This is a genomic window from Streptomyces sp. NPDC045846 (genome assembly GCF_056431605.1).
Genome location: NZ_JBWKKJ010000001.1, coordinates 135,985 through 157,239, shown reverse-complemented (window position 1 = coordinate 157,239; position 21,255 = coordinate 135,985). Strand labels below are relative to the sequence as shown.

24 protein-coding genes are annotated in these 21,255 nt (G+C 70.3%); 11 read left to right on the top strand and 13 right to left on the bottom strand.

Annotated elements, in window-relative coordinates; translation table 11 throughout:
• Positions 1–84 precede the first annotated feature (84 nt).
• Entirely contained in the window at positions 85–693 is a 609-nt protein-coding gene (locus AC07F3_RS00705; RefSeq protein WP_479109066.1) for a TIGR03086 family metal-binding protein, read from the top strand.
• 21 nt (positions 694–714) lie between these two features.
• Here the strand turns inward: AC07F3_RS00705 and AC07F3_RS00700 are convergent, their stop codons facing one another.
• Positions 715–1,575 carry a pentapeptide repeat-containing protein gene (locus AC07F3_RS00700; RefSeq protein WP_479109064.1) on the bottom strand — a complete coding sequence of 287 codons (861 nt, stop codon included), beginning with the start codon at positions 1,573–1,575 and terminating at the stop codon, positions 715–717.
• Between the two features lie 366 nt (positions 1,576–1,941).
• Here AC07F3_RS00700 and AC07F3_RS00695 point away from each other — a divergent pair, with 366 nt between their 5' ends.
• Together AC07F3_RS00695 and AC07F3_RS00690 are read left to right on the top strand one after the other, a co-directional pair.
• The gene (locus tag AC07F3_RS00695) at positions 1,942–2,808 is read left to right on the top strand and encodes a chitosanase (protein ID WP_479109062.1); all 867 of its coding nucleotides are present in this window, start codon (positions 1,942–1,944) and stop codon (positions 2,806–2,808) included.
• Positions 2,809–2,995: 187 nt separating this feature from the next.
• Positions 2,996–3,415 (top strand): excalibur calcium-binding domain-containing protein, encoded by a 420-nt coding sequence (locus AC07F3_RS00690; RefSeq protein WP_479109060.1) that lies wholly within the window; start codon positions 2,996–2,998, stop codon positions 3,413–3,415.
• Positions 3,416–3,589: 174 nt separating this feature from the next.
• Here the strand turns inward: AC07F3_RS00690 and AC07F3_RS00685 are convergent, their stop codons facing one another.
• The 8 genes from AC07F3_RS00685 to AC07F3_RS00650 all read right to left on the bottom strand — a co-directional run bounded on the left by AC07F3_RS00685 (position 3,590) and on the right by AC07F3_RS00650 (position 10,916).
• Positions 3,590–4,999, bottom strand: coding sequence for a nucleobase:cation symporter-2 family protein (locus AC07F3_RS00685; RefSeq protein WP_479109058.1), 1,410 nt, complete (start codon positions 4,997–4,999; stop codon positions 3,590–3,592).
• 381 nt (positions 5,000–5,380) lie between these two features.
• The gene (locus AC07F3_RS00680; protein WP_479109056.1) at positions 5,381–6,772 is read right to left on the bottom strand and encodes an 8-oxoguanine deaminase; all 1,392 of its coding nucleotides are present in this window, start codon (positions 6,770–6,772) and stop codon (positions 5,381–5,383) included.
• A gap of 51 nt (positions 6,773–6,823) precedes the next feature.
• Complete coding sequence (locus AC07F3_RS00675; RefSeq protein WP_479109054.1) at positions 6,824–8,224, bottom strand: nucleobase:cation symporter-2 family protein; 1,401 nt, start codon at positions 8,222–8,224, stop codon at positions 6,824–6,826.
• A gap of 68 nt (positions 8,225–8,292) precedes the next feature.
• Positions 8,293–9,216, bottom strand: coding sequence for a factor-independent urate hydroxylase (gene pucL, locus AC07F3_RS00670; protein ID WP_114036149.1), 924 nt, complete (start codon positions 9,214–9,216; stop codon positions 8,293–8,295).
• A gap of 5 nt (positions 9,217–9,221) precedes the next feature.
• On the bottom strand, positions 9,222–9,611 hold the full coding sequence (gene uraH, locus AC07F3_RS00665) for a hydroxyisourate hydrolase (RefSeq protein ID WP_479109052.1): 390 nt from the start codon (positions 9,609–9,611) through the stop codon (positions 9,222–9,224).
• Entirely contained in the window at positions 9,611–10,123 is a 513-nt protein-coding gene (gene uraD / locus AC07F3_RS00660) for a 2-oxo-4-hydroxy-4-carboxy-5-ureidoimidazoline decarboxylase (RefSeq protein WP_479109050.1), read from the bottom strand. Before uraD ends, uraH begins: the two co-directional genes overlap by 1 nt.
• A gap of 167 nt (positions 10,124–10,290) precedes the next feature.
• Positions 10,291–10,668 (bottom strand): helix-turn-helix domain-containing protein, encoded by a 378-nt coding sequence (locus AC07F3_RS00655; protein WP_479109048.1) that lies wholly within the window; start codon positions 10,666–10,668, stop codon positions 10,291–10,293.
• Positions 10,665–10,916, bottom strand: a complete 252-nt coding sequence (locus AC07F3_RS00650; RefSeq protein ID WP_053725798.1) for a YkoF family thiamine-binding protein — start codon at positions 10,914–10,916, stop codon at positions 10,665–10,667. The genes AC07F3_RS00655 and AC07F3_RS00650 overlap by 4 nt, the downstream gene beginning before the upstream one ends.
• A 124-nt stretch (positions 10,917–11,040) precedes the next feature.
• Between AC07F3_RS00650 and AC07F3_RS00645 the strand changes: the two genes are divergently transcribed.
• The 3 genes from AC07F3_RS00645 to AC07F3_RS00635 all read left to right on the top strand — a co-directional run bounded on the left by AC07F3_RS00645 (position 11,041) and on the right by AC07F3_RS00635 (position 14,477).
• Positions 11,041–11,874, top strand: a complete 834-nt coding sequence (locus tag AC07F3_RS00645; RefSeq protein WP_479109046.1) for a TIM barrel protein — start codon at positions 11,041–11,043, stop codon at positions 11,872–11,874.
• Between the two features lie 50 nt (positions 11,875–11,924).
• The gene (locus tag AC07F3_RS00640) at positions 11,925–12,815 is read left to right on the top strand and encodes a 2-hydroxy-3-oxopropionate reductase (protein ID WP_479109044.1); all 891 of its coding nucleotides are present in this window, start codon (positions 11,925–11,927) and stop codon (positions 12,813–12,815) included.
• A 204-nt stretch (positions 12,816–13,019) separates the two neighbouring features.
• Entirely contained in the window at positions 13,020–14,477 is a 1,458-nt protein-coding gene (locus AC07F3_RS00635) for a catalase (RefSeq protein ID WP_479109042.1), read from the top strand.
• A gap of 438 nt (positions 14,478–14,915) precedes the next feature.
• On the opposite strand, the gene AC07F3_RS00630 is transcribed toward AC07F3_RS00635, so the two are convergent.
• Together AC07F3_RS00630 and AC07F3_RS00625 are read right to left on the bottom strand one after the other, a co-directional pair.
• On the bottom strand, positions 14,916–15,773 hold the full coding sequence (locus AC07F3_RS00630) for a helix-turn-helix domain-containing protein (RefSeq protein ID WP_479109040.1): 858 nt from the start codon (positions 15,771–15,773) through the stop codon (positions 14,916–14,918).
• Between the two features lie 14 nt (positions 15,774–15,787).
• On the bottom strand, positions 15,788–16,543 hold the full coding sequence (locus AC07F3_RS00625) for a DUF6879 family protein (RefSeq protein ID WP_479109038.1): 756 nt from the start codon (positions 16,541–16,543) through the stop codon (positions 15,788–15,790).
• A gap of 322 nt (positions 16,544–16,865) precedes the next feature.
• On the opposite strand from AC07F3_RS00625, the gene AC07F3_RS00620 reads away from it, so the two are divergent.
• Complete coding sequence (locus AC07F3_RS00620) at positions 16,866–17,354, top strand: hypothetical protein (RefSeq protein ID WP_479109037.1); 489 nt, start codon at positions 16,866–16,868, stop codon at positions 17,352–17,354.
• Positions 17,351–17,542: a hypothetical protein gene (locus AC07F3_RS00615; protein WP_479109035.1), complete on the top strand. Its 192-nt coding sequence runs from the start codon at positions 17,351–17,353 to the stop codon at positions 17,540–17,542. Before AC07F3_RS00620 ends, AC07F3_RS00615 begins: the two co-directional genes overlap by 4 nt.
• Positions 17,543–17,685: 143 nt before the next feature.
• Here AC07F3_RS00615 and AC07F3_RS00610 read toward each other — a convergent pair whose 3' ends face one another.
• A complete protein-coding gene (locus AC07F3_RS00610) occupies positions 17,686–17,865 on the bottom strand; it encodes a hypothetical protein (protein ID WP_479109033.1) in 180 nt (59 codons plus the stop codon).
• 265 nt (positions 17,866–18,130) lie between these two features.
• Between AC07F3_RS00610 and AC07F3_RS00605 the strand changes: the two genes are divergently transcribed.
• The 3 genes from AC07F3_RS00605 to AC07F3_RS00595 all read left to right on the top strand — a co-directional run bounded on the left by AC07F3_RS00605 (position 18,131) and on the right by AC07F3_RS00595 (position 19,716).
• The gene (locus AC07F3_RS00605; protein WP_479109031.1) at positions 18,131–18,598 is read left to right on the top strand and encodes a hypothetical protein; all 468 of its coding nucleotides are present in this window, start codon (positions 18,131–18,133) and stop codon (positions 18,596–18,598) included.
• A 202-nt stretch (positions 18,599–18,800) separates the two neighbouring features.
• Positions 18,801–18,986 carry a hypothetical protein gene (locus AC07F3_RS00600; protein WP_479109029.1) on the top strand — a complete coding sequence of 62 codons (186 nt, stop codon included), beginning with the start codon at positions 18,801–18,803 and terminating at the stop codon, positions 18,984–18,986.
• Positions 18,987–19,059: 73 nt separating this feature from the next.
• Positions 19,060–19,716: an HAD family hydrolase gene (locus AC07F3_RS00595; protein WP_479109027.1), complete on the top strand. Its 657-nt coding sequence runs from the start codon at positions 19,060–19,062 to the stop codon at positions 19,714–19,716.
• Positions 19,717–19,804: 88 nt separating this feature from the next.
• Here the strand turns inward: AC07F3_RS00595 and AC07F3_RS00590 are convergent, their stop codons facing one another.
• Positions 19,805–20,977: an alpha/beta hydrolase family protein gene (locus AC07F3_RS00590; protein ID WP_479109025.1), complete on the bottom strand. Its 1,173-nt coding sequence runs from the start codon at positions 20,975–20,977 to the stop codon at positions 19,805–19,807.
• Positions 20,978–21,255 lie beyond the last annotated feature (278 nt).

Here is a 21,255-nt window from a genome sequence, read left to right as displayed (position 1 = left end):
GCCGACGACCGCCCCGCCTCGGCAACGGGCGAAGGCGCGGGGCGCCCGCCGATGAGTTTCCGGTCCGCGCGCCGTCTTCGTTGTATGAGCAGCGATACGAGCATCCCGGCGCCCCTGCCCGACCTCGGCCACGCGGCGGCCGAACTGACCCGCCTCGTCGCGGGCGTACGCGACGATCAGCTGAAGGGACCCACGCCCTGTCCCGAGTACACCCTGCGCGATCTGCTCTCCCACATCGCGGGGCTCAGCGCCGCCTTCCAGGACGCCGCCCGCAAGGACCTCGGCCCGGCCACCGGCACCGCCCCGAGCAGCGCCCGCCCGCCCGAGCTGCCCGCCGACTGGCGCGGCTCGCTGCCGCTGGGGCTGGCCGCGATGGCCGCGGCCTGGCGCGACCAGGCGGCATGGGCGGGCACCACCCAGATCGGCGGCCTCACCCTGCCCGCCTCGGTCGCGGGGTGCGTCGCCCTCGACGAGCTCGTGGTCCACGCCTGGGACGTGGCCCGGGCCACCGGTCAGGACTACCGGCCCGCCCCGGCCGACCTGGAGGTCTCCTACGCGTTCCTCGCCCCGTCGAAGGACGACCCCGCCTCCCGCGGCGGCGCCTTCGGCCCGCCCGTCGCCGTCCCGGCCGACGCCCCGCCGCTCGACCGCCTCATCGGCATGAGCGGACGCGACCCGGGCTGGACGCCGTAGGTCCGTGCGCGACCCGGTCGGCTACCAGTGCGCGGGCCGGGTCAGCGACGGCGGGAGTTTCGTCGTCGCGTCGCCCTTCGCCGCGTTCAGCTGGGCCTGGGTGAGGAAGAACGCCTCGGTGAGATCGGCGCCGGCCAGCCGCGCGTCGCGGAAGTCCGCGCCGATCAGGTCGGCCAGGCGCAGGTCCGCGCCGCGCAGATCGGCGGCGATCAGGAAGGCGCCCCGCAGGTTCGCGCCGCGCAGGTCGGCGCCCTTCAGCTTGGCGCCCATGAGGTCGGCGCCGCGCCGGTCCTTCTTCTTGCCCTTGAAGTCGGCCCTGACCAGCTCGCTCGCCCGCAGCAGAAGCTGGTTGACCCGGTCCCGGTGGGCGGGCACGTCCAGCTCTCCCAGGGCCTCGGGGGCGAGGGCCGTGAACGCCTCGGTCTCCTCGAGCGCGGCACGCAGGTCGGCGTGGACGGGCCCCGCCTTCGGCAGGGCGAGCGCCTCCGTGACGTACCAGAGCAGCTCGTGGAGCTGGCGCATCACCGGGAAGACCGCGAACATCGACGCGGCGGTCTCGGGTGCCGAACGCCAGTCGCGGCCCTCGAAGGTCTGCTGGGAGACCTTCTGGCCGGCGCCGAAGCAGTCGTACACCGTGCAGCCCTGGAAGCCGCTCGTGCGCAGCTCGCGGTGGATGCCGCAGCGGAAGTCCTGCTGGAGGTTGGGGCAGGGCTTTCCGGCCGGCTTGTCGATCGCGAAGTCGGCGGACTTCGCGTAGGCCAGGGCGACACAGCACAGGCCGAAGCAGTTGCCGCAGTCGGAGGCGAGGGCGAGCCGGGTCGCGCCGGGGGCGGGGGCGACCACCTCGTGGTGCTCGGACAACGTGCGGGACTCCTCTGACATGCGGTGACGACAGCCCCTCAGTCTACGCGGGGGCCCCCGTCCCGCCCGCCCCCGAGAGGGCCTCCCGCCGGACGGTCCGTAGCTGTCCGTGGTCGGCCGAGGGGCGAGGAGGGCCTGTCCAGCGCCCGGGACGGCACCCCTCGCCCCCAGGCGCCGCCCGGCCGCAAGCGGCCGACACGGCGGGACGTTCCATGCATTCCGCCAACTCCCCTACTCCCAGGCCCTGTTCGGTGGGAGCGACAGGACATTCCGGTGTCCGGACACTTCAACTTCCTTGTGCCGCAGGGGTGTACGGCCGCTTCGCGACAATGGTAGGAAAGTTTCCTAACAGAATACCGGAGCGACCAACTCCTTTTGGAGGTCCAGGTGCACACCCCCCACCGCAAGACCACCGCACGCCGCACCAAGATCGCCGTACGCGCCTTGCTCGGCACCGCGCTGCTCGCGGTTCCGGTCACGGCCTACGCCGCCGAGAACCCGGCCGTCCCGACAGCGGACAATGCGACGGTGAACAACGCCGCCGCGACCGGGCTCGACGACCCGGCGAAGAAGGACATAGCCATGCAGCTCGTCTCCAGTGCGGAGAACTCCTCGCTGAACTGGAAGGCGCAGTACAAGTACATCGAGGACATCAAGGACGGGCGCGGCTACACCGCCGGCATCATCGGATTCTGTTCCGGTACCGGCGACATGCTCGACCTCGTCAAGCTCTACACCGCGCGCAACCCCGGCAACGTCCTCGCGAAGTACCTGCCCGCCCTGGAGAAGGTCAACGGGACCGACTCGCACAAGGGGCTCGACCCGGGCTTCCCCAAGGACTGGAAGACCGCCGCCTCGGAGACGGCCTTCAAGGAGGCCCAGAACGACGAGCGGGACCGGGTCTACTTCAACCCCGCCGTCAGCCAGGGCAAGTCCGACGGGGTCGGCACGCTCGGGCAGTTCATCTACTACGACGCCATCGTGATGCACGGCGACGGAAGCGACCCCACCAGCTTCAGCTCCATCCGCAAGAAGGCACTCGCCAAGGCCAAGCCGCCGTCGCAGGGCGGCAACGAGACGACGTACCTGAACGCGTTCCTGGACGCCCGGGTGTGGGCGATGAAGCAGGAGGAGGCGCACAGCGACACCAGCCGCGTCGACACCGAGCAGCGGGTCTTCCTGAAGAAGGGGAACCTGAACCTGGACACCCCGCTCGACTGGAAGGTGTACGGCGACCCGTACCACATCGGGTAACGGCCCCCACGGGGACGGCGGGTGGAGCGGCGGAGAGCCGCCTCACCCGCCCTTTCCGTACGTTCTGGCACGTACCGCGGCTGGATTCGGCCGAGTTGACCCATCTCCCTTTACGAAACCTTTGCGGCCCGTATTCTCTCCTTCACCCGATCATCACAAGCACCCGATCGTTCGAGAGAGCCGCCGCATGCGCATATCCAGCCCCGCCGTCCGCACCGTGCTCCTGACCGGCGTGCTCGGTGCGCTCGCCCTCACCACGACCGGCTGCAACGACGACAAGCCCGAGCCGGTGAAGCGGCCCGTGGTGAGCACCCCGGCCACGCCACCCTCGTCGTCGCCCTCACCGACGCCCCCCGCGAGCCCGAGCGCGACGCCCTCCGCCACGGCGACGCCTCCGGCGACCAGGACCCCGCCGAAGCCCAAGCCGGCGGCCCCCAGCCTCCCGCCGCCGATGGACGGCGCCGGGGACAAGGGCGGCGACAGCACCGTCTTCTACAAGAACTGCGCCGCCGCCCGCGCCGCCGGAGTGGCCCCGCTCCACCGCGGGGACCCCGGCTACGCCGCCCACCTGGACCGCGACGGCGACGGCATCGCCTGCGAGCGGTAACCCCCGGCGCGAGATCCGAACGGGCCGCACCCCGTGACGGGATGCGGCCCTTGCGTTCCACCACCGCGAACCGGCGCCCGCGGGTGGGCGCGGGCGCGGGACGGCCCAGGGCCCGACAGGTCGAGCCGCAGGTCGCGTGACCAGCCGGGGCCCAACGGGCCGAACGGCCGGCCCTCAGTGCAGGGCGACCGCCGGTTCGGCCGCCTGGAGCGCCTCGACCTCGCTCTCGTCCCGCCTCTTGCCGAAGTGGTTGAAGGCCAGGTTGAGGACGATGGCCACCACACAACCGGTGGAGATACCGGAGTCGAGCACGACGAGGAGCTTGTCGGGGAAGGCGTGGTAGAAGTCGGGCTTGGCGATGGGGATCAGTCCGATGCCGACCGAGGCGGCCACGATCAGCGCGTTCTCCCCCTTCTCCAGGGCCGCCGTCGACAGCGTCTGGATGCCGCTCGCGGCGACCGAACCGAACAGCACGATGCCCGCGCCGCCGAGCACCGGCAGCGGTACGAGGGAGATCACCGAGGCGGCGACGGGGCACAGGCCGATGACGACCAGGATGAGGCCGCCGGTCGCGACGACGAAGCGGCTGCGCACCTTGGTCATCGCGACGAGCCCGATGTTCTGGGCGAAGGCGCTGGCCATGAAGCCGTTGAACACGGTGCTCAGGACGGATCCCAGGGTGTCGGCGCGCAGGCCGGCCGCGATGGTCTCCTGGTCGGCGGGCCGCTCGACGATCTTTCCGAGGGCCAGCATGTCGGCGGTGGACTCGGTCATGCAGACCAGCATCACGATGCACATCGACACGATCGCGGCGACGTCGAACTGCGGGGCGCCGAAGTGGAACGGCGTCGGGAAGCCGATGACGTCCGCGTTCTTGATGGTGTCCAGGCTGGTCTTGCCCATCGGGATCGCGATGATCGAACCGGCCACCAGACCGAGCAGGATCGCGATCTGCTGCAGGAACCCGCGCAGCATCCTGCGCAGCGCGAGCACGATGACCAGGGTGATCCCCGCCAGCGCGAGGTTGGAGAGCGAGCCGTAGTCGGCGGCCTTCTCGTTGCCGCCGGATGACCAGTTGAAGGCGACGGGAAGCAGCGAGACACCGATCAGGGTGATCACGGTGCCGGTGACGACCGGCGGGAAGAACCGGACGAGCCTGCCGAAGTAGGGGGCGGCTATGAAGCCGAGCAGTCCGGCGACGATGACACCCCCGAGGATGACGGGGATCGCGTTGGTCCCGTGCTCCTTGCCGATGGCGATCATCGGGGTGACCCCGGCGAACGAAACCCCGTTCACGAAGGGCAGCTTGGCGCCGATCTTCCAGATCCCGAGGGTCTGCAGAAGTGTGGCGAGGCCCGCGGTGAACAGGCTCGCGGCGACCAGAAAGGCCGTCTCCTTGGTGCTGAGCCCCACGGCGGGGCCGACGATCATGGGCGGGGCCACCACACCCGCGTACATGGCGGCCACGTGCTGAAGGCCGCTGGTGAACATTTTCAGCGGGGGGAGCGTCTCGTCGACCGGGTGCTTCTCGCCGGTCTGGGCGGGGCTGACTGCGAAGTTGCGAAACCTGGGCTGTGCGGCCACGGCGGTTCCTCCGGTCGGTTACACGTCGGCGGTGGACGCGGGTGTCAGGGAGGTGGTGCGGTGTGGTGCGTCGAGCAGGTGGGGCAGGCAGTGCGGACAGCGCGGCTCTGCTGTCGGTGGGGCGCGGGGGCCCGGACGGCGCGCGGTGGCGGCTTCCGGTGCGGGCGGATCCCGGTCGGGCGGAGGCGCGGGTGGCGCCGGGCGTGCGGTGTGACGGAACGTCAACTGCTTGTGCGTGCACGGTGGTTCGGGACGGGTTTCACCGTTCCGGGGGGTGCGTACGTCCTTGTAGTACGCACCCCCCGGCCCAGCTGCCGCGGACCCCGCTCGGGTCCACGGCGACCGGCCGAGGGCCGTCCCCCTCGGCCGGACTCCTTGGGGTCAGGCCTGCGCGGCGATCCGGGCGAGGCGCTGGGCCTCCTCGCGGGTCGCCACCGCGATGGCGTCCTCGTCGACCGTGGTGAGACGGCTGTTCTCGACGATCTGCTTGCCGTTCACGAACGAGGCGGTGACCGGGGCCGCCGCGCCGAAGACCAGCGCGGTGACCGGGTCGGCGATGGAGGCGTGGGCGAGGGTGTCCAGCTTCCACAGCACGAAGTCGGCGAGCTTGCCCGCCTCCAGCGAACCGATCTGGTCGGCGCGGCCGAGCACCTGGGCGCCTCCGAAGGTGCCGAGCCGCAGTGCCTGGCGGGCGTTGAGCGCGGCCTCGCGGTGCTGGGCGTTGAGGCGGTTGATGAGCAGCGCGTTGCGCAGTTCGGTGTGCAGCTCGCCCGACTCGTTGGAGGCGGTCCCGTCGACACCGAGGCCGACCGGGACGCCCGCCTTCAGCATGTCCGGGACGCGGGCGATGCCCGCGGCCAGGCGCGCGTTGGAGGACGGGCAGTGGGCGACGCCGGTGCCGGTGCGGGCGAACGCGGCGATGTCGGAGTCGTTCATGTGGACGCAGTGCGCCATCCACACGTCGTCGCCGAGCCAGCCGGTCGACTCGAAGTAGTCGGTCGGGCCCATGCCGAACAGCTCCTTGCAGAACTGCTCCTCCTCCACGGTCTCCGAGCCGTGGGTGTGCAGGCGTACGCCCTTGGCGCGCGCCAACTCGGCGCCCTGCTTCATGAGTTCGGTGGAGACCGAGAAGGGCGAGCACGGCGCGACGGCGACCTGGGTCATCGAGCCGAAGGAGGCGTCGTGGAAGCGGTCGACGGTCTCGGCGGTCGCCGACAGGGCGCCTTCGAGGGTCTCGACGGCGAAGTCCGGCGGCAGGCCGCCGTCCTTCTCGCTGCGGTCCATGGAACCGCGGGCCAGGGTGAAGCGCACGCCCATCTCGGAGGCCGCGCCGATGATCGCGCCGGACAGGTCGCCCGCGTTCCGCGGGTAGACGTAGTGGTGGTCCATCGCGGTGGTCACACCGCCGCGGGCCATCATCGCCAGCGAGCCCTGGGCCGCGACGCGCCCCATCCGCTCGTCGATGCGCGCCCACGTCGGGTAGAGGGCGACCAGCCAGTTGAAGAGGTTGTGGTCGGTGGCCAGACCGCGCGTGATCCACTGGTAGAAGTGGTGGTGCGTGTTGACCAGGCCGGGGGTGACCAGGTGACCGGTGGCGTCGATGCGGCGGACCACGTTCTCCAGGCCCTTCGGGGCCTGACCGGCTCCGATCGACTCGATCTTGTTGTCGGCGACGACCAGGTAGCCGGAGGCGTACTCGGTGTCGTTCGCGTCCACGGTGGCGATCGCACAGTTCTCGATGACGATGCGCTGGGGGGCTGCCGAAGGTGCCATGGTGCTTCCTTCTTCGTTCAGTGGCGGCTGCAGATTGGGCACGGCAGGACCCTACGAGGATTTGAGTGCCGGGGCCGCGACGCGGCTCCGGGTGCCGAGATGGTGGAAGAAAAGGTTGAGCAGGACCGCGGTGAGCGCTCCCGCACTGATGCCGGAGCCGAGCACCGTCTGTGCCCAGGCGGGGAATCCGGCGTAGAAGGTGGGCGCGGCGAGCGGGATGATCCCCGCCCCGAGCGCCACGGCCACCAGGATGATGTTGGAGCTGTCGTCGAGCCCGGCCTCGGAGAGGGTGCGGATGCCGCTCACCGCGATCGAGCCGAACAGGACGATTCCGGCGCCGCCGAGGACGGGCATCGGAACCAGCGAGACGACCGCACCGAGCACCGGGAAGGCGCCGAGCACGAGCAGCGCTCCGCCCGCGACGGCCACCACGTACCTGCTGCGTACGCGGGTCAGCGAGACCACGCCGACGTTCTGGGCGAACGCGCTGGTGGGGAAGCCGCCGAAGACGGGGCCGAGCAGCGTGGCGATGCCGTCGGTGCGCAGCCCGCGGGCGATGGTGCGCCCGTCGGTGCGGCGCTCGCAGATCTCGCCGATGGCCAGCATGCCGGCGCTGGACTCGGTCATCAGGACCAGCATGACGATGCAGAGCGAAAGGACGGCGGCGGGCTGGAACTCGGGGGCGCCGAAGGCGAAGGGGGTCGGCAGGGCGGCGATCGGCGCGGACTTCAGGGCGGAGAAGTCGGCCATGCCGAAGGGGACGGCCGCGAGCGTGCCGATCAACAGGCCGAGCAGCAGGGCGACTTGGCGCAGGAAGCCGCGGCCGAAGCGCTGGAAGAGCAGGATCACGACGAGCGTGAAGGCGGCGAGCGCCAGGTGGCTCATGGACCCGAAGTCGGCGGCGTTCTTGTCGCCGCCCTGGGCCCAGGAGACGGGTACGGGCATCAGCGTGACGCCGATGAGCGTGATCACGACACCGGTCACCAGCGGCGGGAAGAAGCGCAGCAGCCGGCCGAAGAAGGGGCCCACCAGGAGGCAGAAGACTCCGGCGACCATCACCGCGCCGTAGATGGCGGGGAGTTGGTGGCCTTTGGCGCTGGTCTCGGCGATCGCGAGCATGGGCGCGATGCCGGCCGACGAGGCGGCGTTGACGAACGGGAGCCGGTTGCCGGCGAAGTTCGCGACGCCGAGGGTCTGCAGGACGGTGGCGAGCCCGGCGATGAGCAGGCTGGCCGCGATCAGACGGGTCTGGCCCGCGGTGTCCAGGCCGACGGCCTGGCCGATGATGAGCGGAGGGGTGACGACGCCCGCGTACATGGCGGCGATGTGCTGGAGCGCGGCGGGGACGAGCCGCGCGGCAGGAAGCTTTTCGTCCACCGGGTGCACGGCACCTTCAGGTGGGGTGGGACATGGGCCGTCGGCTGATGCCGGCCCCATTGCGGGCTGTGCCATGGGATTTCCCTCCGGTCTGGCCGGCCCCCGCCCGACTGCGGGCGGGCGGGGGCGGGCTCAGTGCCGCGTCAGAGGTTGGTCATGTCGACCGGGATCTGCGGCTCGACGCCGTCGCGCAGGACGGTCGCCTCGATCAGACCGTACGGACGGTCGGCCGCGAAGTAGACCTCGTTGTCGTTCTTGAGCCCGAACGGCTCGAGGTCCACCAGGAAGTGGTGCTTGTTCGGCAGCGAGAAGCGAACCTCGTCGATCTCGGACCGGTTGTTGATGATCCGCGAACCCATCTGGTACAGGGTCTGCTGGAGCGAGAGCGAGTACGTCTCGGCGAAGGCCTGCAGCATGTGCTTGCGCACCTGCTCGTAGGACTTCTCCCAGTTGGGCGCCTTCTGCTCGTCGTCGCTCCAGTTGAAGCGCCAGCGGGCCGAGACCTGCGTCGCCAGGATCCGGTCGTAGGCCTCCTGGAGCGTCGTGTACTTGTCCTTGACGTAACCCCAGAACTCGGAGTTCGTCGAGTTCATCACCACGAGGTCCTTGAGGCCCGAGATGACCTCCCACTTCTCACCGTCGTAGGTGATCTGGGTGACCCGGGTCTCCTGGCCCTTGCGGACGAAGGAGTGCTTGACGTCGTCGGAGCCGATGAACTTCGAGTTGGCCTCGGAGGTCTCGATGCGCTCCCAGGAGTACTCCTCGATCCGGATGCGCGCGACCTTGATCGGCTCCTGCGAGGTCACGAAGTGCCGCGCGAGGTGGATGCCGAACTGCTCGGCGGACTCGATGCCGTACTCCTTGGCGAACGCGTACACCGTGTTCTTGGTGGTGTCGGTCGGGAGCACGTTGGCGTTCGAGCCGGAGTAGTGCACGTCCTCCATGTCGCCGGACAGGGCGACGGAGACGTTGAGGTCCTTGATGTGGTGCGTGTCGCCGTCCCGCGTGATCTTGACGACGCGGTTCTCTGCTTTGCCGTACTGGTTCTGGCCGAGAATCGTGGGCATGTCTGCTAGCTCCCTCGGTAAACGGAGTAGCCGAACGGGTTGAGCAGCAGCGGTACGTGATAGTGCTCGCCCGGGGTGACGGCGAACGTGATCGCCACCTCCGGGAAGAACGCACCGCTGTCCCTTACGCGGGGGGCGTCCTGCTGCGCCTCGGCTTGCTTCTTGTCGAAGTACTGCTCGACCTCGAAGTCGAGCCGTACGTGGGTGGTGCCTTCCGGCAGGGCCGGCAAGTCCTTGCAGCGCCCGTCCGCGTCGGTGGCCGAGCCGCCGAGTGCGGTCCATTCGGCGTCGGAGCCCGAGCGGGCCGCGAGCGAGATGGCGACGCCCTCGGCGGGGCGTCCGATGCTGGTGTCCAGGATGTGCGTGGACACCGAGGCCGTGGTCGCGGTACTCATCAGTCCTTGTCCTCTTCTACGAGACGGGTCAGCCGGATTCGGTTGATCTTCCCGAGTTCGGTGCGCACGATCTCGCGCTCCTCCTCGGCGGTGTTGCCGATCCGGGTCTTCACCGCGTCGCGCATCTGCTCGCCGGTGGCACCGGTCGCGCAGATCAGGAAGACGTGGCCGAACTTCTCCTGGTAGGCCAGGTTCAGTTCGAGCAGCTCGGCCTTGAGGGCCTCGGAGGCCCCGGCCATGCCGCGCTGTTCACGCGCGGAGGTGGGGTCACCCGGCTTCGGGCGGCCGATCGGCGGGTGCCCGGCCATCGCCTCTTCCAGGTCCTGAACACCGAGCTCGGCCAGAGCGGCGTCGCTGGCGGCGAAGAGGTCCTCTGCGGTGGCGTACGGGCGCTGGGCGAGCACCTTGCTCCCCCACGCCGAACTGGCGCACACCTCGTGGAGCGCGGCGAGCGCCGCACTGTCCTGTGAGGTGTTGAACCGGGCGAGGCCCGGCGTCGAAGTCGAAGTCACGGCGGCCTCCGTGGCCTTGGTGCTGAACGGGCTGCGGATAGCTAACGCCCTGAGAAACATCCCGTCAACACTTTGTTGAAAACTTGGGGAGACAAAAACCGCCGCCCGGTGCCCGGACGGCGGTTCGTTGCGCGAGGGGCGCCCAGGCGGGCACCGAGCGTGCTCACTCAGTCGCCCTTGGCGGCGTTTTCCCTGTTCAGGTAGTTGTACACGGTGAACCGGCTGACCCCGAGGGCCGAGGCGACCGTCTCGACCCCGTGTCGCACCGAGAAGGCTCCGCGCGCCTCCAGGGTCCGCACGGCGGACTGCTTGGCCTTGCGGTCCAGGGACGCGAGCGGCATGCCGTGGCGGCGCTCCATGGCGGCCAGGATGTGATCCAGGGAGTCCGAGAGCTGCGGCAGCCGCACGGCAAGGACGTCCTCGCCCTCCCAGGCCAGCAGCACGTCGTCGGGCTGGGCGCGGTCGGGCGCCAGTATCTCGGCACCCATGGCGTCGACGAGCGGCTTGACGGCCTGGATCAGCGGGTGGTCCGTCGGCTCGGTCACTTCTCACCCTCCCCGATCACGTTGACCTGGAGCGAGACCCGGGTGGCGCCCGCCGCCAGAGCCTTGCGCAGCAGCGCGTCCACCGCGGTCAGCACCTCGTCGGCGCCGCCCTCCGCGGTGTTGCCGAAGGGGCCGACGTCGACCGCGTCGAGCCGGGCCGCCTGGATGACGTCGCGGGCGACCACGGCGTGCGGGGGCGCCTCGTCGAGGTCGAAGGGCTCGGTCGTGAACTCCACTCTCAATCGCACGCGCTCAACCTACTGCGCGCTGGACGAAATCCGGGAGGCCCCCTTGACAAGCTCGCCAGTCCCCCTGCAACCTTCCATCAAGCAGAAAACAACTTCCGCAATACGGAAGGAGCGCACACCCCTCATGGGCTACTCGAACCAGCGCTTCGATGTGAACCTCTCGATCCTCTTCACGGAACTCCCGCTCCTGGAGCGCCCCGCGGCCGCCGCCGCGGCGGGCTTCACGGCGGTCGAGCTGTGGTGGCCCTGGATCGAGACCCCCACCCCCGAGCAGGCCGAGCTCGACGCCCTCAAGAAGGCGCTCGACGACGCCGGCACCCAGCTGGTGGGCCTCAACTTCTACGCCGGCGCCCTGCCGGGCCCGGACCGCGGCGCGCTGTCGGTGCCCGGCGAGGAGTCCGACCGCTTCCGCGCCAACATCGAGGTGGCGGCCGACTTCGCCGCCTCGGTGGGCTGCAAGGCGCTCAACGCGCTCTACGGCAACCGCGTCGAGGGGGCGGACCCGCAGGTGCAGGACACCCTCGCCCTGGAGAACCTGGTCCTGGCGGCCCGCGCGGCCGACCGGATCGGCGCGATCCTCCTGGTCGAGACCCTCAACAAGCCGGAGTCGCCGCTCTACCCGCTGGTGAGCGCGCCCTCGGCCATCGAGGTCATCGACAAGGTGAACGCCGCGACGGGTCTTGGCAACGCCAAGTTCCTCCTCGACATCTACCACCTGTCGATGAACGGCGAGAACGTCTCCGAGGTCATCGAGGCGTACGCCGACAAGACCGGCCATGTGCAGATCGCCGACAACCCGGGCCGTGGCGCTCCGGGCACCGGCTCGCTGCCGCTGGAGGAGCTGCTCGACCAGCTGACCAAGGCCGGTTACGACGGCTGGGTCGGCCTGGAGTACAAGGCCCCCGACGCCGCCGCCTCCTTCGCGTGGCTCCCCGCCGAGGCCCGCGCGGCCAGCTGACCGCGCACCCGAACTTCTTGACGTACCACCGCAGTTAGAGAGGCACCCTCATGAGCAACCTCCCCACGATCGCATGGGTCGGCCTCGGCATCATGGGCTCCCCCATGTCCGAGAACCTGATCAAGGCCGGCTACTCGGTCACCGGCTTCACCCTGGAGCAGGACAAGCTGGACCGCCTCGCGGCGGCCGGCGGCACCGCGGCGGGCTCGATCGCCGAGGCGGTCAAGGACGCCGACGTGATCATCACGATGGTCCCGGCGTCCCCCCAGGTGGAGGCCATCGCGTACGGCGAGGCCGGCATCCTGGCCAACGCCAAGCGGGGCGCGCTGATCATCGACATGTCGTCGATCACCCCGCAGACCTCGGTCGACCTCGCGAAGAACGCCGCGGAGAAGGGCATCCGCGTCCTGGACGCCCCCGTCTCCGGCGGCGAGGCCGGTGCCATCGAGGCCGTCCTGTCGATCATGGTGGGTGGCGAGCAGGCCGACTTCGACGAGGCGCTGCCGATCCTCCAGGCCCTCGGCAAGACCATCGTGCTCTGCGGTCCGCACGGCTCCGGCCAGACGGTGAAGGCCGCCAACCAGCTCATCGTCGCGGTCAACATCCAGGCCTGCGCCGAGGCCGTCGTCTTCCTGGAGAAGTCCGGCGTGAACCTCACGGCCGCCCTGGACGTCCTCAACGGCGGTCTGGCCGGCTCGACCGTGCTGACCCGCAAGAAGGACAACTTCCTGAACCGGGACTTCAAGCCCGGCTTCCGGATCGACCTGCACCACAAGGACATGGGCATCGTGACCGACGCCGCCCGCAACGTGGGCGCGGCCCTTCCGGTCGGCGCTGTCGTGGCCCAGCTGGTCGCCTCGCTGCGCGCCCAGGGCGACGGCGGCCTGGACCACTCCGCCCTGCTCCGTGCCGTCGAGCGCCTCTCCGGCTCGCAGGTCTGACCGACGGAAACACCCCCCTCGGGGGCCACTGATTTCCGGGCGGCGGCGGTGCTGACACCTGTCCTGTCGCGCCCAGGCACCGCTGCCGCCCGGAAGCTCACATCTCGTTTTTCAACAAACTGTTGACGTTCCGTTCCAGGCGTCCTTACGCTCCAGGAACCGCGGAACACAGTCAGCGGTGCAGCTCCAGTACGGAAGGTCACGATGTCGAAGCGCGTGCTTACGACCGAGTCCGGCGCCCCCGTCGCCGACAACCAGAACTCCGCCACCGCCGGCGTCGGTGGCCCCATCCTGCTCCAGGACCAGCACCTCCTGGAGAAGCTCGCGCGCTTCAACCGTGAGCGCATTCCGGAGCGTGTGGTGCACGCCCGCGGCTCCGGTGCGTACGGATACTTCGAGGTGACGGACGACGTCACCGGCTTCACCAAGGCCGACTTCCTGAACGAGGTGGGCAAGCGGACCGAGACGTTCATCCGCTTCTCCACCGTGGCCGACTCGCTCGGCGGCGCGGACGCGGTCCGCGACCCCCGCGGCTTCGCCCTGAAGTTCTACACCGAAGAGGGCAACTACGACCTCGTCGGCAACAACACCCCGGTGTTCTTCATCAAGGACCCGATCAAGTTCCCCGACTTCATCCACTCCCAGAAGCGCGACCCGTTCACGGGCAAGCAGGAGCCGGACAACGTCTGGGACTTCTGGGCGCACGCCCCCGAGGCCACCCACCAGATCACCTGGCTCATGGGCGACCGCGGCATCCCGGCCTCGTACCGTCACATGAACGGCTACGGCTCGCACACCTACCAGTGGACGAACGCGCAGGGCGAGGCCTTCTTCGTCAAGTACCACTTCAAGACGAACCAGGGCATCCGCTGCCTCTCCTCGGAGCAGGCCGCCGAGCAGGTCGGCAAGGACGCGAACAGCCACCAGACCGATCTCCTCCAGGCGATCGAGCGCGGCGTGAACCCGTCCTGGACGCTGTACGTCCAGATCATGCCCGCCGCCGAGGCCGCGGACTACCGCTTCAACCCGTTCGACCTCACCAAGGTGTGGCCGCACGCCGACTACCCGCTGCAGCGCGTGGGCCGCCTCGTCCTGGACCGCAACCCCGACAACGTCTTCGCCGAGGTCGAGCAGTCCGCCTTCTCCCCGAACAACTTCGTTCCGGGCATCGGTCCCTCGCCGGACAAGATGCTCCAGGGCCGCCTGTTCGCCTACGCGGACGCGCACCGCTACCGCCTGGGCGTCAACCACACCCAGCTGCCCGTCAACGCGCCGAAGGCGACCGAGGCGGACAACTACGGCCGTGACGGCCTGATGGCGACCCGCAACGGCCGCCGCACGGACAAGAACTACGAGCCCAACTCGTACTCCGGTCCGGCCCAGACGGACGCCGCCCTGTCGGCCCCCCTCGCGATCCACGGCTACACGGGCACGCACGCGGCCCCGGCCCATGTGAAGGACGACGACTTCTTCCAGGCGGGCGAGCTCTACCGCCTGATGTCCGACGACGAGAAGGCCCGTCTCATCGCGAACATCGCCGGTGGCCTCTCGCAGGTCTCCCGCGACGACGTCATCGAGAAGAACCTGGCCCACTTCCACGCCGCCGACCCCGAGTACGGCAAGCGTGTCGAGGAGGCCGTCCGCGCCCTGCGCGAGGACTAGTCGGTTCGACTCCCAGACCGTGCAAGGGAATTGACGGGAGGTCAACTCTCTTGCACAGTCCGATCCGCCGACCCGGATGAGGGGTGGTCGGCGGATATGGACAACCCGAGGATCGCGGCGGTGTGGCGATGCCAGTGCGGTGGTGAAGGCGTGTGTGCCTCCCTTCCTGACCTGAAGGAAGGGCCCCTGGCGCCCACACCAATCGCCGCCGCCGCGATCCCGGCAGACTCCGCCCGGCGGTGCGAACGTCCTGTCGCGCCAGCCTCGTCCCGCCGGGCGGTCACAACCCCCGGACCAGGACGCTGGGTTCGGTTTACGGTCCCGAACCGAGCGTCCGCTGATCAAGGCCCTACCTGCGTGTTCGGGTGGGGCCTTGATCGTTGTGCGGCTCCGGGAACACTCCGGCCGGGGCAGGCCCACGCGAGTACCCGTGACGGCTCAGGCCCCGTCCAGCGCGCTCCGGGCACGCGCGATGACCCGGTGGGCATCCGCCCCGTAGACGGCTGACTCGCGCAGGGTGTTCCAGACCCGTAGGTAGGTGGCGACGCTGTCGGCGTCGTCGATCCACAGCTCGGCGTGCCAGTCCTCCACGACCACGAGCCGCTCGTCGTAGACCCAGAAGCCGTTGCCCGGCCAGATCTTCAGCGGGGCGGTGAAGGGAATGATGCCGAGTTCCACGGTGTCCAGGCCGATGACCCCGGCGAGGTGGTGCAGTTGGGCGGCGAGCACGGAAGTAGGGCAGACCAGGGACCGCAAGGCGCCTTCCCACAACATGATCCGGTAGGTGCGGCCGGCCCGGTACAGCCCTTCCTGCCGCTGGATCCGGGCACGTACGGCGTCCTCGGTGTCCCGCGGTGACCGCATCAGCTCGGCATGCCGGTTGAAGGTGTACCGCGCGTAATCGGGGATCTGCACCATGCCGGGGATGAGGACGTTCTCCCAGATGGTCAGGACACGTGTCCGCTCGTGCTCCACCGTGACGGCGTCCTGCACGGGTCGGTGCCCCGCGGCCAGTTGGCGGCGCCACGAGCGGATGTGTGACTCGAACCCCCGCAGCCGGGCGATCAGTTCGTCGCAGGTGTCCGGCTGGCCGGTTCCGTCCGCCCAGGCCCGCAGGTCTTCGGCCGTCGCGGTCTGTTTGCCGTTCTCCAGCTTGCTGATCTTGACCTTGGTCCATCCCGGTCCGAGCCGCTCAGCGAGCTGCGTACCGGTGAGCCGCCCGCCAGGTGCCGTGAATCGCAGTTCCCGGAGCCGAATGCCGAGATCCTCGCGCGCCTTCTGGTAGTCCGTGCTCACCGGTACTCACCTGCTCAGTCCTCCTGTGCGGCCAGCTCAGCCACAAATCGCCCGGTCGGGACGGCGTAGTGCTGCGCCACGTCACGCAGCCGGTTGTACTGGTTGACGCGCGCCGGTTCGGTGATCAGCTCGACGCCCGTGAGGTTGTCCTCGTCGTCGAACAGGCACAGCGCGACGATGTGGGAGTCGAAGATCCAGAAGTCCTCGTCCGGAAGGTTCGCACGCAGGGCGTCCGCACGCCACATGTTCCGGACCTCCTCACCAAGCTCAGTGTTGTGCTCGGCGTGCGCCAGCAAGTACCGCTGGCCCTCGGTCGGCGGGTTGTCGACGATCCGGACCCGTCCGACGTACGCACCATCGCGCGTCTTGGCCCCGATCGTACGAGCCCACGGAGAATCCAGGTCCCACGCAGGCGTCTCGCCCCGGACGAACTGGGCGTAGGTGGCGTCGGCCCGGTCCACCGCGTACCCCTTGCGCATCTCCAGGTGCCAGGCGCTGTGCCGGAAGTTCTCGAACATGCGGGCAAAGGTGTCCGGGTCGAGGATGCGGGGCTCCGTGTCCCGGTCCTTGGGGCCGAAGTCGATCAGCGTGTTGCGCGGCACCACGATCGGGATCTCGTCCTCGTCCAGGTGCTGGAGCTGGGCGATGTCCTCGGGGTCCGTGAGCCGGCGGCCGTGCACGATGACCTCACCAGTGTCCAGGTCTTCGTGCACAGCGGGACAGGAGCCGCCACCACTGCCGGTGCCGTTGAAGCGCAACCGTCGCGCCATGATCAGTTCCTTTCCTCGGGGGACTGATCCCGTAAGCATCCTGCGGACCAACGCCCCATGGGCCTGATCGACCTGGCCTTCCTGAATAACATCGCGCAACTCAGTCAGGTGGTCAAGAAACTTCGCTTAACTCGCGAGAAGAAGCCAACTCCCCCTGCATACCTTCCGGTTGGTGGCCAGCAGCAGTCCCAGCAGGCCGTGGGTCCTCCCACGGAGACGTACCGGCAAGGCGGACCGCCAGGCCGACGCGCGCAACCCACCCACCCAAACCCCGCAGCCACCACCGGTACACACAGCCCGACCCGAGGGACAGGGAGTCTTCGTGAGCACTCCGATCGACGCCGCGCGGAGCGACCTCGTCGCCGCGTGGCTCGCCGCCAGTCTCAACCGTCCCGGCGACGCGCGCCAGCAGTGGAAGGAAAGTCACATCGCCGTCCTCGCCCTCGGGCGCCGCTTCTCGGCCGTCCGTCTCGCGGAGGAGCTGGTGTGCGCGGTGGCCGCCGCCGACTGCTCGACCGCGACCGCAGTCCTGCGCACACTCAACGGGCCCGTCATCCACGACCCGTACGGCCACCGGTACTACGCCCTGATGCCCTCCTCACCCGCCTCGGATCTGGGCCCGTGCGCGAAGCACCTGGGCCTCGGCCACTACGTCGGCGTCCCGCGCGTCGGCGACCACGAGCCGAACAAAACCCACGCCGGCTACTGGACCGTCCCCATGCGGGCACCCGGCGACCTGTGCGACCCGACCCGTCTGACGGCACTCGTCGAAGCGGGTACCGCGGCACTCGGCGGCGAGGACGAGTCGTGACCCAGCACCGGACCAACCCGGCCTACGTGACACCCGAGTGCCGCGAGGCACGCCAACTCGGTTGGGACAAGGGGCACTTGCACTGTCCAGGTTCCCTCGAAGTGCGCCAGGCGCCGGGCACGGTCGCTGTCGAGGTGCTCCAGTGCGCCTGCCCCTGCCACACCTCCTTGCCCGAAGCCGCCGCATGACCATGCCGCTGTCACCCGGCCCACCGCTCCTGACCCCCAGCACTGGCGGCCACCGCCCGCAGATGCACCATCCGCCGCGATCACCCGTCGCCCGCTCGCCGCCGGGCCGACCCGCGACGCACGCCGTCCGGCGGGCCCGGGGTTCAGCCCCGCCGGTTCTTCCTGCCCGTGATCCAGGACAGCAGCTCACCGGCGGCTCCGTCGGCCGGGGACGAACCCCGCTTCACCGAGTTCTTCCCCGCGATCCACGACAGCAGCGTCCCCACCGCGGCGTTCACCGACGATTCACCGCGCCCGCGGTCGTCGTTCCGTGCGTTGCGCATGACGTTCCTCTTTCGCGATTCCCCGAGGTCCGTGCCCTGGCTTCAGGCTAGGTTCCGGAGGGCACGGCTCGGCACTGCCGTCAGTGACGTCCTGGCGATGACATCTGTCATGCGCGGGGTGGGAGCCCTCCCCCGCTGTCACCATTTCGGGGCATTCAGCCCCAAAGACCGCGACTCCGCGCCCCTGGCGAGCCATCCTCTTCCCTGAGCGCAGACACCCGTTCTGCCTGGTCCGAGCGCCCTCGGAGGGGTCTTGAAGACGAACATGACGAAGATGACGCAGACGGCCAGGAAGGCATCCGCCCGCATGGCCTTCCCGCTGGCTCTGAGCCTGGCCCTCGCCGCTGCGGCCGCGGCCGTCCCGGCGACCGCCAGCCCCCAACTCTCCCCGGCCCACTCCACACGCCACGCGGCGGCCAAACGCGTCGTGCTGACGAACTCGGACGACGGGCGGGCCGTGGCCCTGGCCGCCGGTGACGACCTGGAGGTCCGCCTCACCGCCTCCCGCTCCCAGGGGCTCAACCACACCTGGCGCGTTCCTCAGAGCAGTGACGCGAGCGTGCTCCACCGGACCGCGGGCAGCGCCACACCGTCGGGCGGCGCCAGCGCGGTCTTCCACGCCGAACACCCCGGAACCGCCACCATCACCTCGGCACGCGCCTGTCGACCGGACCCCGGCCGCGTCTGCCCCATGGTCGTCGCGCCCTGGAAGGTCACCGTTGAAGTGAAGTGACGTGGCATGCCGCTCCGTCCAACTCCACGTAAAGAGTGGCCATTCGGGTCGCGCGAGCAGTAACCGCACGCGGATTGCCGGTTGTTGTCGGCGGTGGCAAAGTGAGCCGACCCACCTCGCTCGACTCAACCACCCGCAACCACAGCCCACTTGGGCCGACCGAAACGTGCTCGGCGCACGACTTCGCCATGCACAATGAGGCATGACTACGAAGCTCGTGTCCGCCGCGTCCCGCCGTCCTCTCCCGGTCGCCGCGACCGGCCGCCGGGTGGCGCTCGCCGCCCGCGCCGCCGCGCAGCACGCCGGGCGCACCCCCGCCGCCCTCGACCGCGTCACCGCGGCGGGCGGCGCGGTGCCGTCCGCCTCGGCCTTCCAGTCCGCGCTGTAGGGCGCGCCACGGCCCGCCGGACCATGGCGTTGTCCCACGAAGGTGACCCCACCACCACCTAGGATCGGCCTCGATGATTGAGACCATCGTGTTCGACATGGGCGAGACACTGGTACGCGACGACCGCTACTGGGCATCGTGGGCCGACTGGATCGGCGTGCCCAGACATACCCTCGCCGCCCTGGTCGGGGCGGTGGTCACGCAGGGGCGCGACTGCTCGGACGCGCTGCGCATCCTCAAACCCGGTATGGACGTGGGCGAGGCCCACTTGGCCCGGGAGGCCGCGGGGCGCGGTGAGCACCTCGACGAGACCGACCTGTACGACGACGTACGGCCCGCGCTGGGCGGGCTGCGCAAGCTCGGGATCCGGGTCGTCGTCGCCGGGAACCAGACCGCCCGGGCGGGTGAGCTCCTGCGCGGCCTCGACCTGCCCGCCGACCTGGTGGTCACTTCCGCCGAGTGGGGCGCCGTCAAACCCCAACCCGCTTTCTACGAGCGGGTGTTGGAGGTGGCCGAGGCGGCTCCTCACAAGACCGTGTACGTCGGTGACCACCCCGCGAACGACGTGTTCCCGGCCAAGGCTGCCGGGCTGCGCGTCGCCCATCTCAGGCGCGGGCCGTGGGGGCACTGGTGGGCGGACGACCCGGAGGTCGTCGCGGCGGCGGACTGGCGCATCGACTCACTCGTCCAACTCGCATCCATCGTCGCCGAGGACGTCGCGGTCGGGTAGCCGAGCAGAGGCGGCTCGGGCTCCCCCGCCGGTGCGGGTGGAGCCCTGCCGCGGTATCCGGTTCACCGGTCCGGCTGCGGCCGCCCCCTCACGGGTTGTTGAACGTCACCTCCGGGTTGGCCGCGGTCGGCCCCGCGAGGACCGGGCGGTCGATGCCCCGCAACTCCTGGTCGAAGAAGGCGCCGACGTACGTCCGGATCAGGGCGACGGAGCGCTGCGCGGGCAGCGCTGAGTGCGGAAGGCCGAAGTGGTCGTCGATGACGGGCGCGTCCGAGAAGGTCATGTGCTCGGCGCCCGCGACGGTCAGCCAGCGCTTCCAGCCGTCCAAGGTGGGCCACGTCGCGTCCCACGTCCTGTCCTTGCCGCCCGGGCGGTGCGTCTCGTCGTCGGCGCCCAGCATCATGAACGGCCGCCCGCCGAGCCCCTGGGACGGCAGCGCGTCCCAGAACGCCCCGTCCATGTTGACGCCGGCGCCGATGCGCCCGTCCCGCGCCATCGCGGCGAGTGCGGAGGCCCCGCCGATGGAGTGGCCCGCCATGCCGACGCGCTTCCCGTCGATCGCGGCGGAGTACCGCCAGGCCGGGTGGCGTCCGGTGAGGCGGTCCAGGAGGTAGGAGACGTCCGCCGCGCGGGTCGAGGTGACCAGGCTGCCGGGGGCGCCGTCCTGCATCGCCTTGCAGGCCACGCAGGTCAGCAGGCGGCCGCCCGGGAAGCTGGTGCCGAGCGACTCGTAGGCATGGTCCACCGACGCCACGACGTAGCCGCGGCTCGCGAGGTCCTCGGCGAGGGTGGTGAGGGAGTAGCGCGGGGCGCCGAAACCGGGTGAGAGCACGACCAGGGGGTGACCGCCGCGCGCGGGCCGTGCTCCCGGCCGGGCGTGCGTGCGGGCTCCGGTGACCTCGTCCACCCGCGCGGGGTCGACTTGCAGTGTCTTGAGCAGGGCCGGGGCCTCGGCGGTGGTGGTGTACGGAGCGGACTGGCCCACACCGGGGCGGGCCGCCGGGTAGGTGAGGGTGACCATGAGCTCGCGGTCCTGGGTCGGCACCCAGGGATCGCGGCGGGAGTGGTCGACGAGGTGGAGGGTGTCGGCGCCGATCGCGTACGGGCCGGTGGGGCGCGGGAGTTCGATGGGCCGGGCCTCGGCGGTCGCGGTGGCGCGAACGGGGGCCGGGGCGGCCTGGGCGGCGGTCGCGGCGGCCAGCGGCGTCGCGAGGGCTAAGGACAGCGCGACGGCGGTGGCCGCGCGGGAGAAGTTGACCATGGCCGACACGCTACGGGGGCCCGGCGGACGCGCACATCCGGCTCAGGTCGCGCGACGTCCGCGAAGGCGTACACCCCATGGCCGACCGAGGCGGCCCGGCCCGTACGCCCGCGGTCGGATGCGGGACGTGGGCGCGGAGGTACGGCTCGGTCTGCGGTCGTGGGGCCCGGGTTTCACCCGGAAGGGCAGTGCGCACGGCGGCGCTTCGGGGCGGGGACGCGCCCCCGGGCCGGGCCGCGAGGGCGATCCGGACCGGGGCTCTCCCCTGGGGGCGAGGT

Bases quoted from the DNA above. Each gene is read 5' to 3' on its own strand.
- AC07F3_RS00705 (WP_479109066.1), top strand. From the start codon at position 85: ATGAGCAGCGATACGAGCATCCCGGCGCCCCTGCCCGACCTCGGCCAC.
- AC07F3_RS00700 (WP_479109064.1), bottom strand. From the start codon at position 1,575: ATGTCAGAGGAGTCCCGCACGTTGTCCGAGCACCACGAGGTGGTCGCC.
- AC07F3_RS00690 (WP_479109060.1), top strand. From the start codon at position 2,996: ATGCGCATATCCAGCCCCGCCGTCCGCACCGTGCTCCTGACCGGCGTG.
- AC07F3_RS00680 (WP_479109056.1), bottom strand. From the start codon at position 6,772: ATGGCACCTTCGGCAGCCCCCCAGCGCATCGTCATCGAGAACTGTGCG.
- AC07F3_RS00675 (WP_479109054.1), bottom strand. From the start codon at position 8,224: ATGGCACAGCCCGCAATGGGGCCGGCATCAGCCGACGGCCCATGTCCC.
- pucL (WP_114036149.1), bottom strand. From the start codon at position 9,216: ATGCCCACGATTCTCGGCCAGAACCAGTACGGCAAAGCAGAGAACCGC.
- uraH (WP_479109052.1), bottom strand. From the start codon at position 9,611: ATGAGTACCGCGACCACGGCCTCGGTGTCCACGCACATCCTGGACACC.
- AC07F3_RS00645 (WP_479109046.1), top strand. From the start codon at position 11,041: ATGGGCTACTCGAACCAGCGCTTCGATGTGAACCTCTCGATCCTCTTC.
- AC07F3_RS00640 (WP_479109044.1), top strand. From the start codon at position 11,925: ATGAGCAACCTCCCCACGATCGCATGGGTCGGCCTCGGCATCATGGGC.
- AC07F3_RS00635 (WP_479109042.1), top strand. From the start codon at position 13,020: ATGTCGAAGCGCGTGCTTACGACCGAGTCCGGCGCCCCCGTCGCCGAC.
- AC07F3_RS00625 (WP_479109038.1), bottom strand. From the start codon at position 16,543: ATGGCGCGACGGTTGCGCTTCAACGGCACCGGCAGTGGTGGCGGCTCC.
- AC07F3_RS00610 (WP_479109033.1), bottom strand. From the start codon at position 17,865: ATGCGCAACGCACGGAACGACGACCGCGGGCGCGGTGAATCGTCGGTG.
- AC07F3_RS00605 (WP_479109031.1), top strand. From the start codon at position 18,131: ATGACGAAGATGACGCAGACGGCCAGGAAGGCATCCGCCCGCATGGCC.
- AC07F3_RS00600 (WP_479109029.1), top strand. From the start codon at position 18,801: ATGACTACGAAGCTCGTGTCCGCCGCGTCCCGCCGTCCTCTCCCGGTC.
- AC07F3_RS00595 (WP_479109027.1), top strand. From the start codon at position 19,060: ATGATTGAGACCATCGTGTTCGACATGGGCGAGACACTGGTACGCGAC.
- AC07F3_RS00590 (WP_479109025.1), bottom strand. From the start codon at position 20,977: ATGGTCAACTTCTCCCGCGCGGCCACCGCCGTCGCGCTGTCCTTAGCC.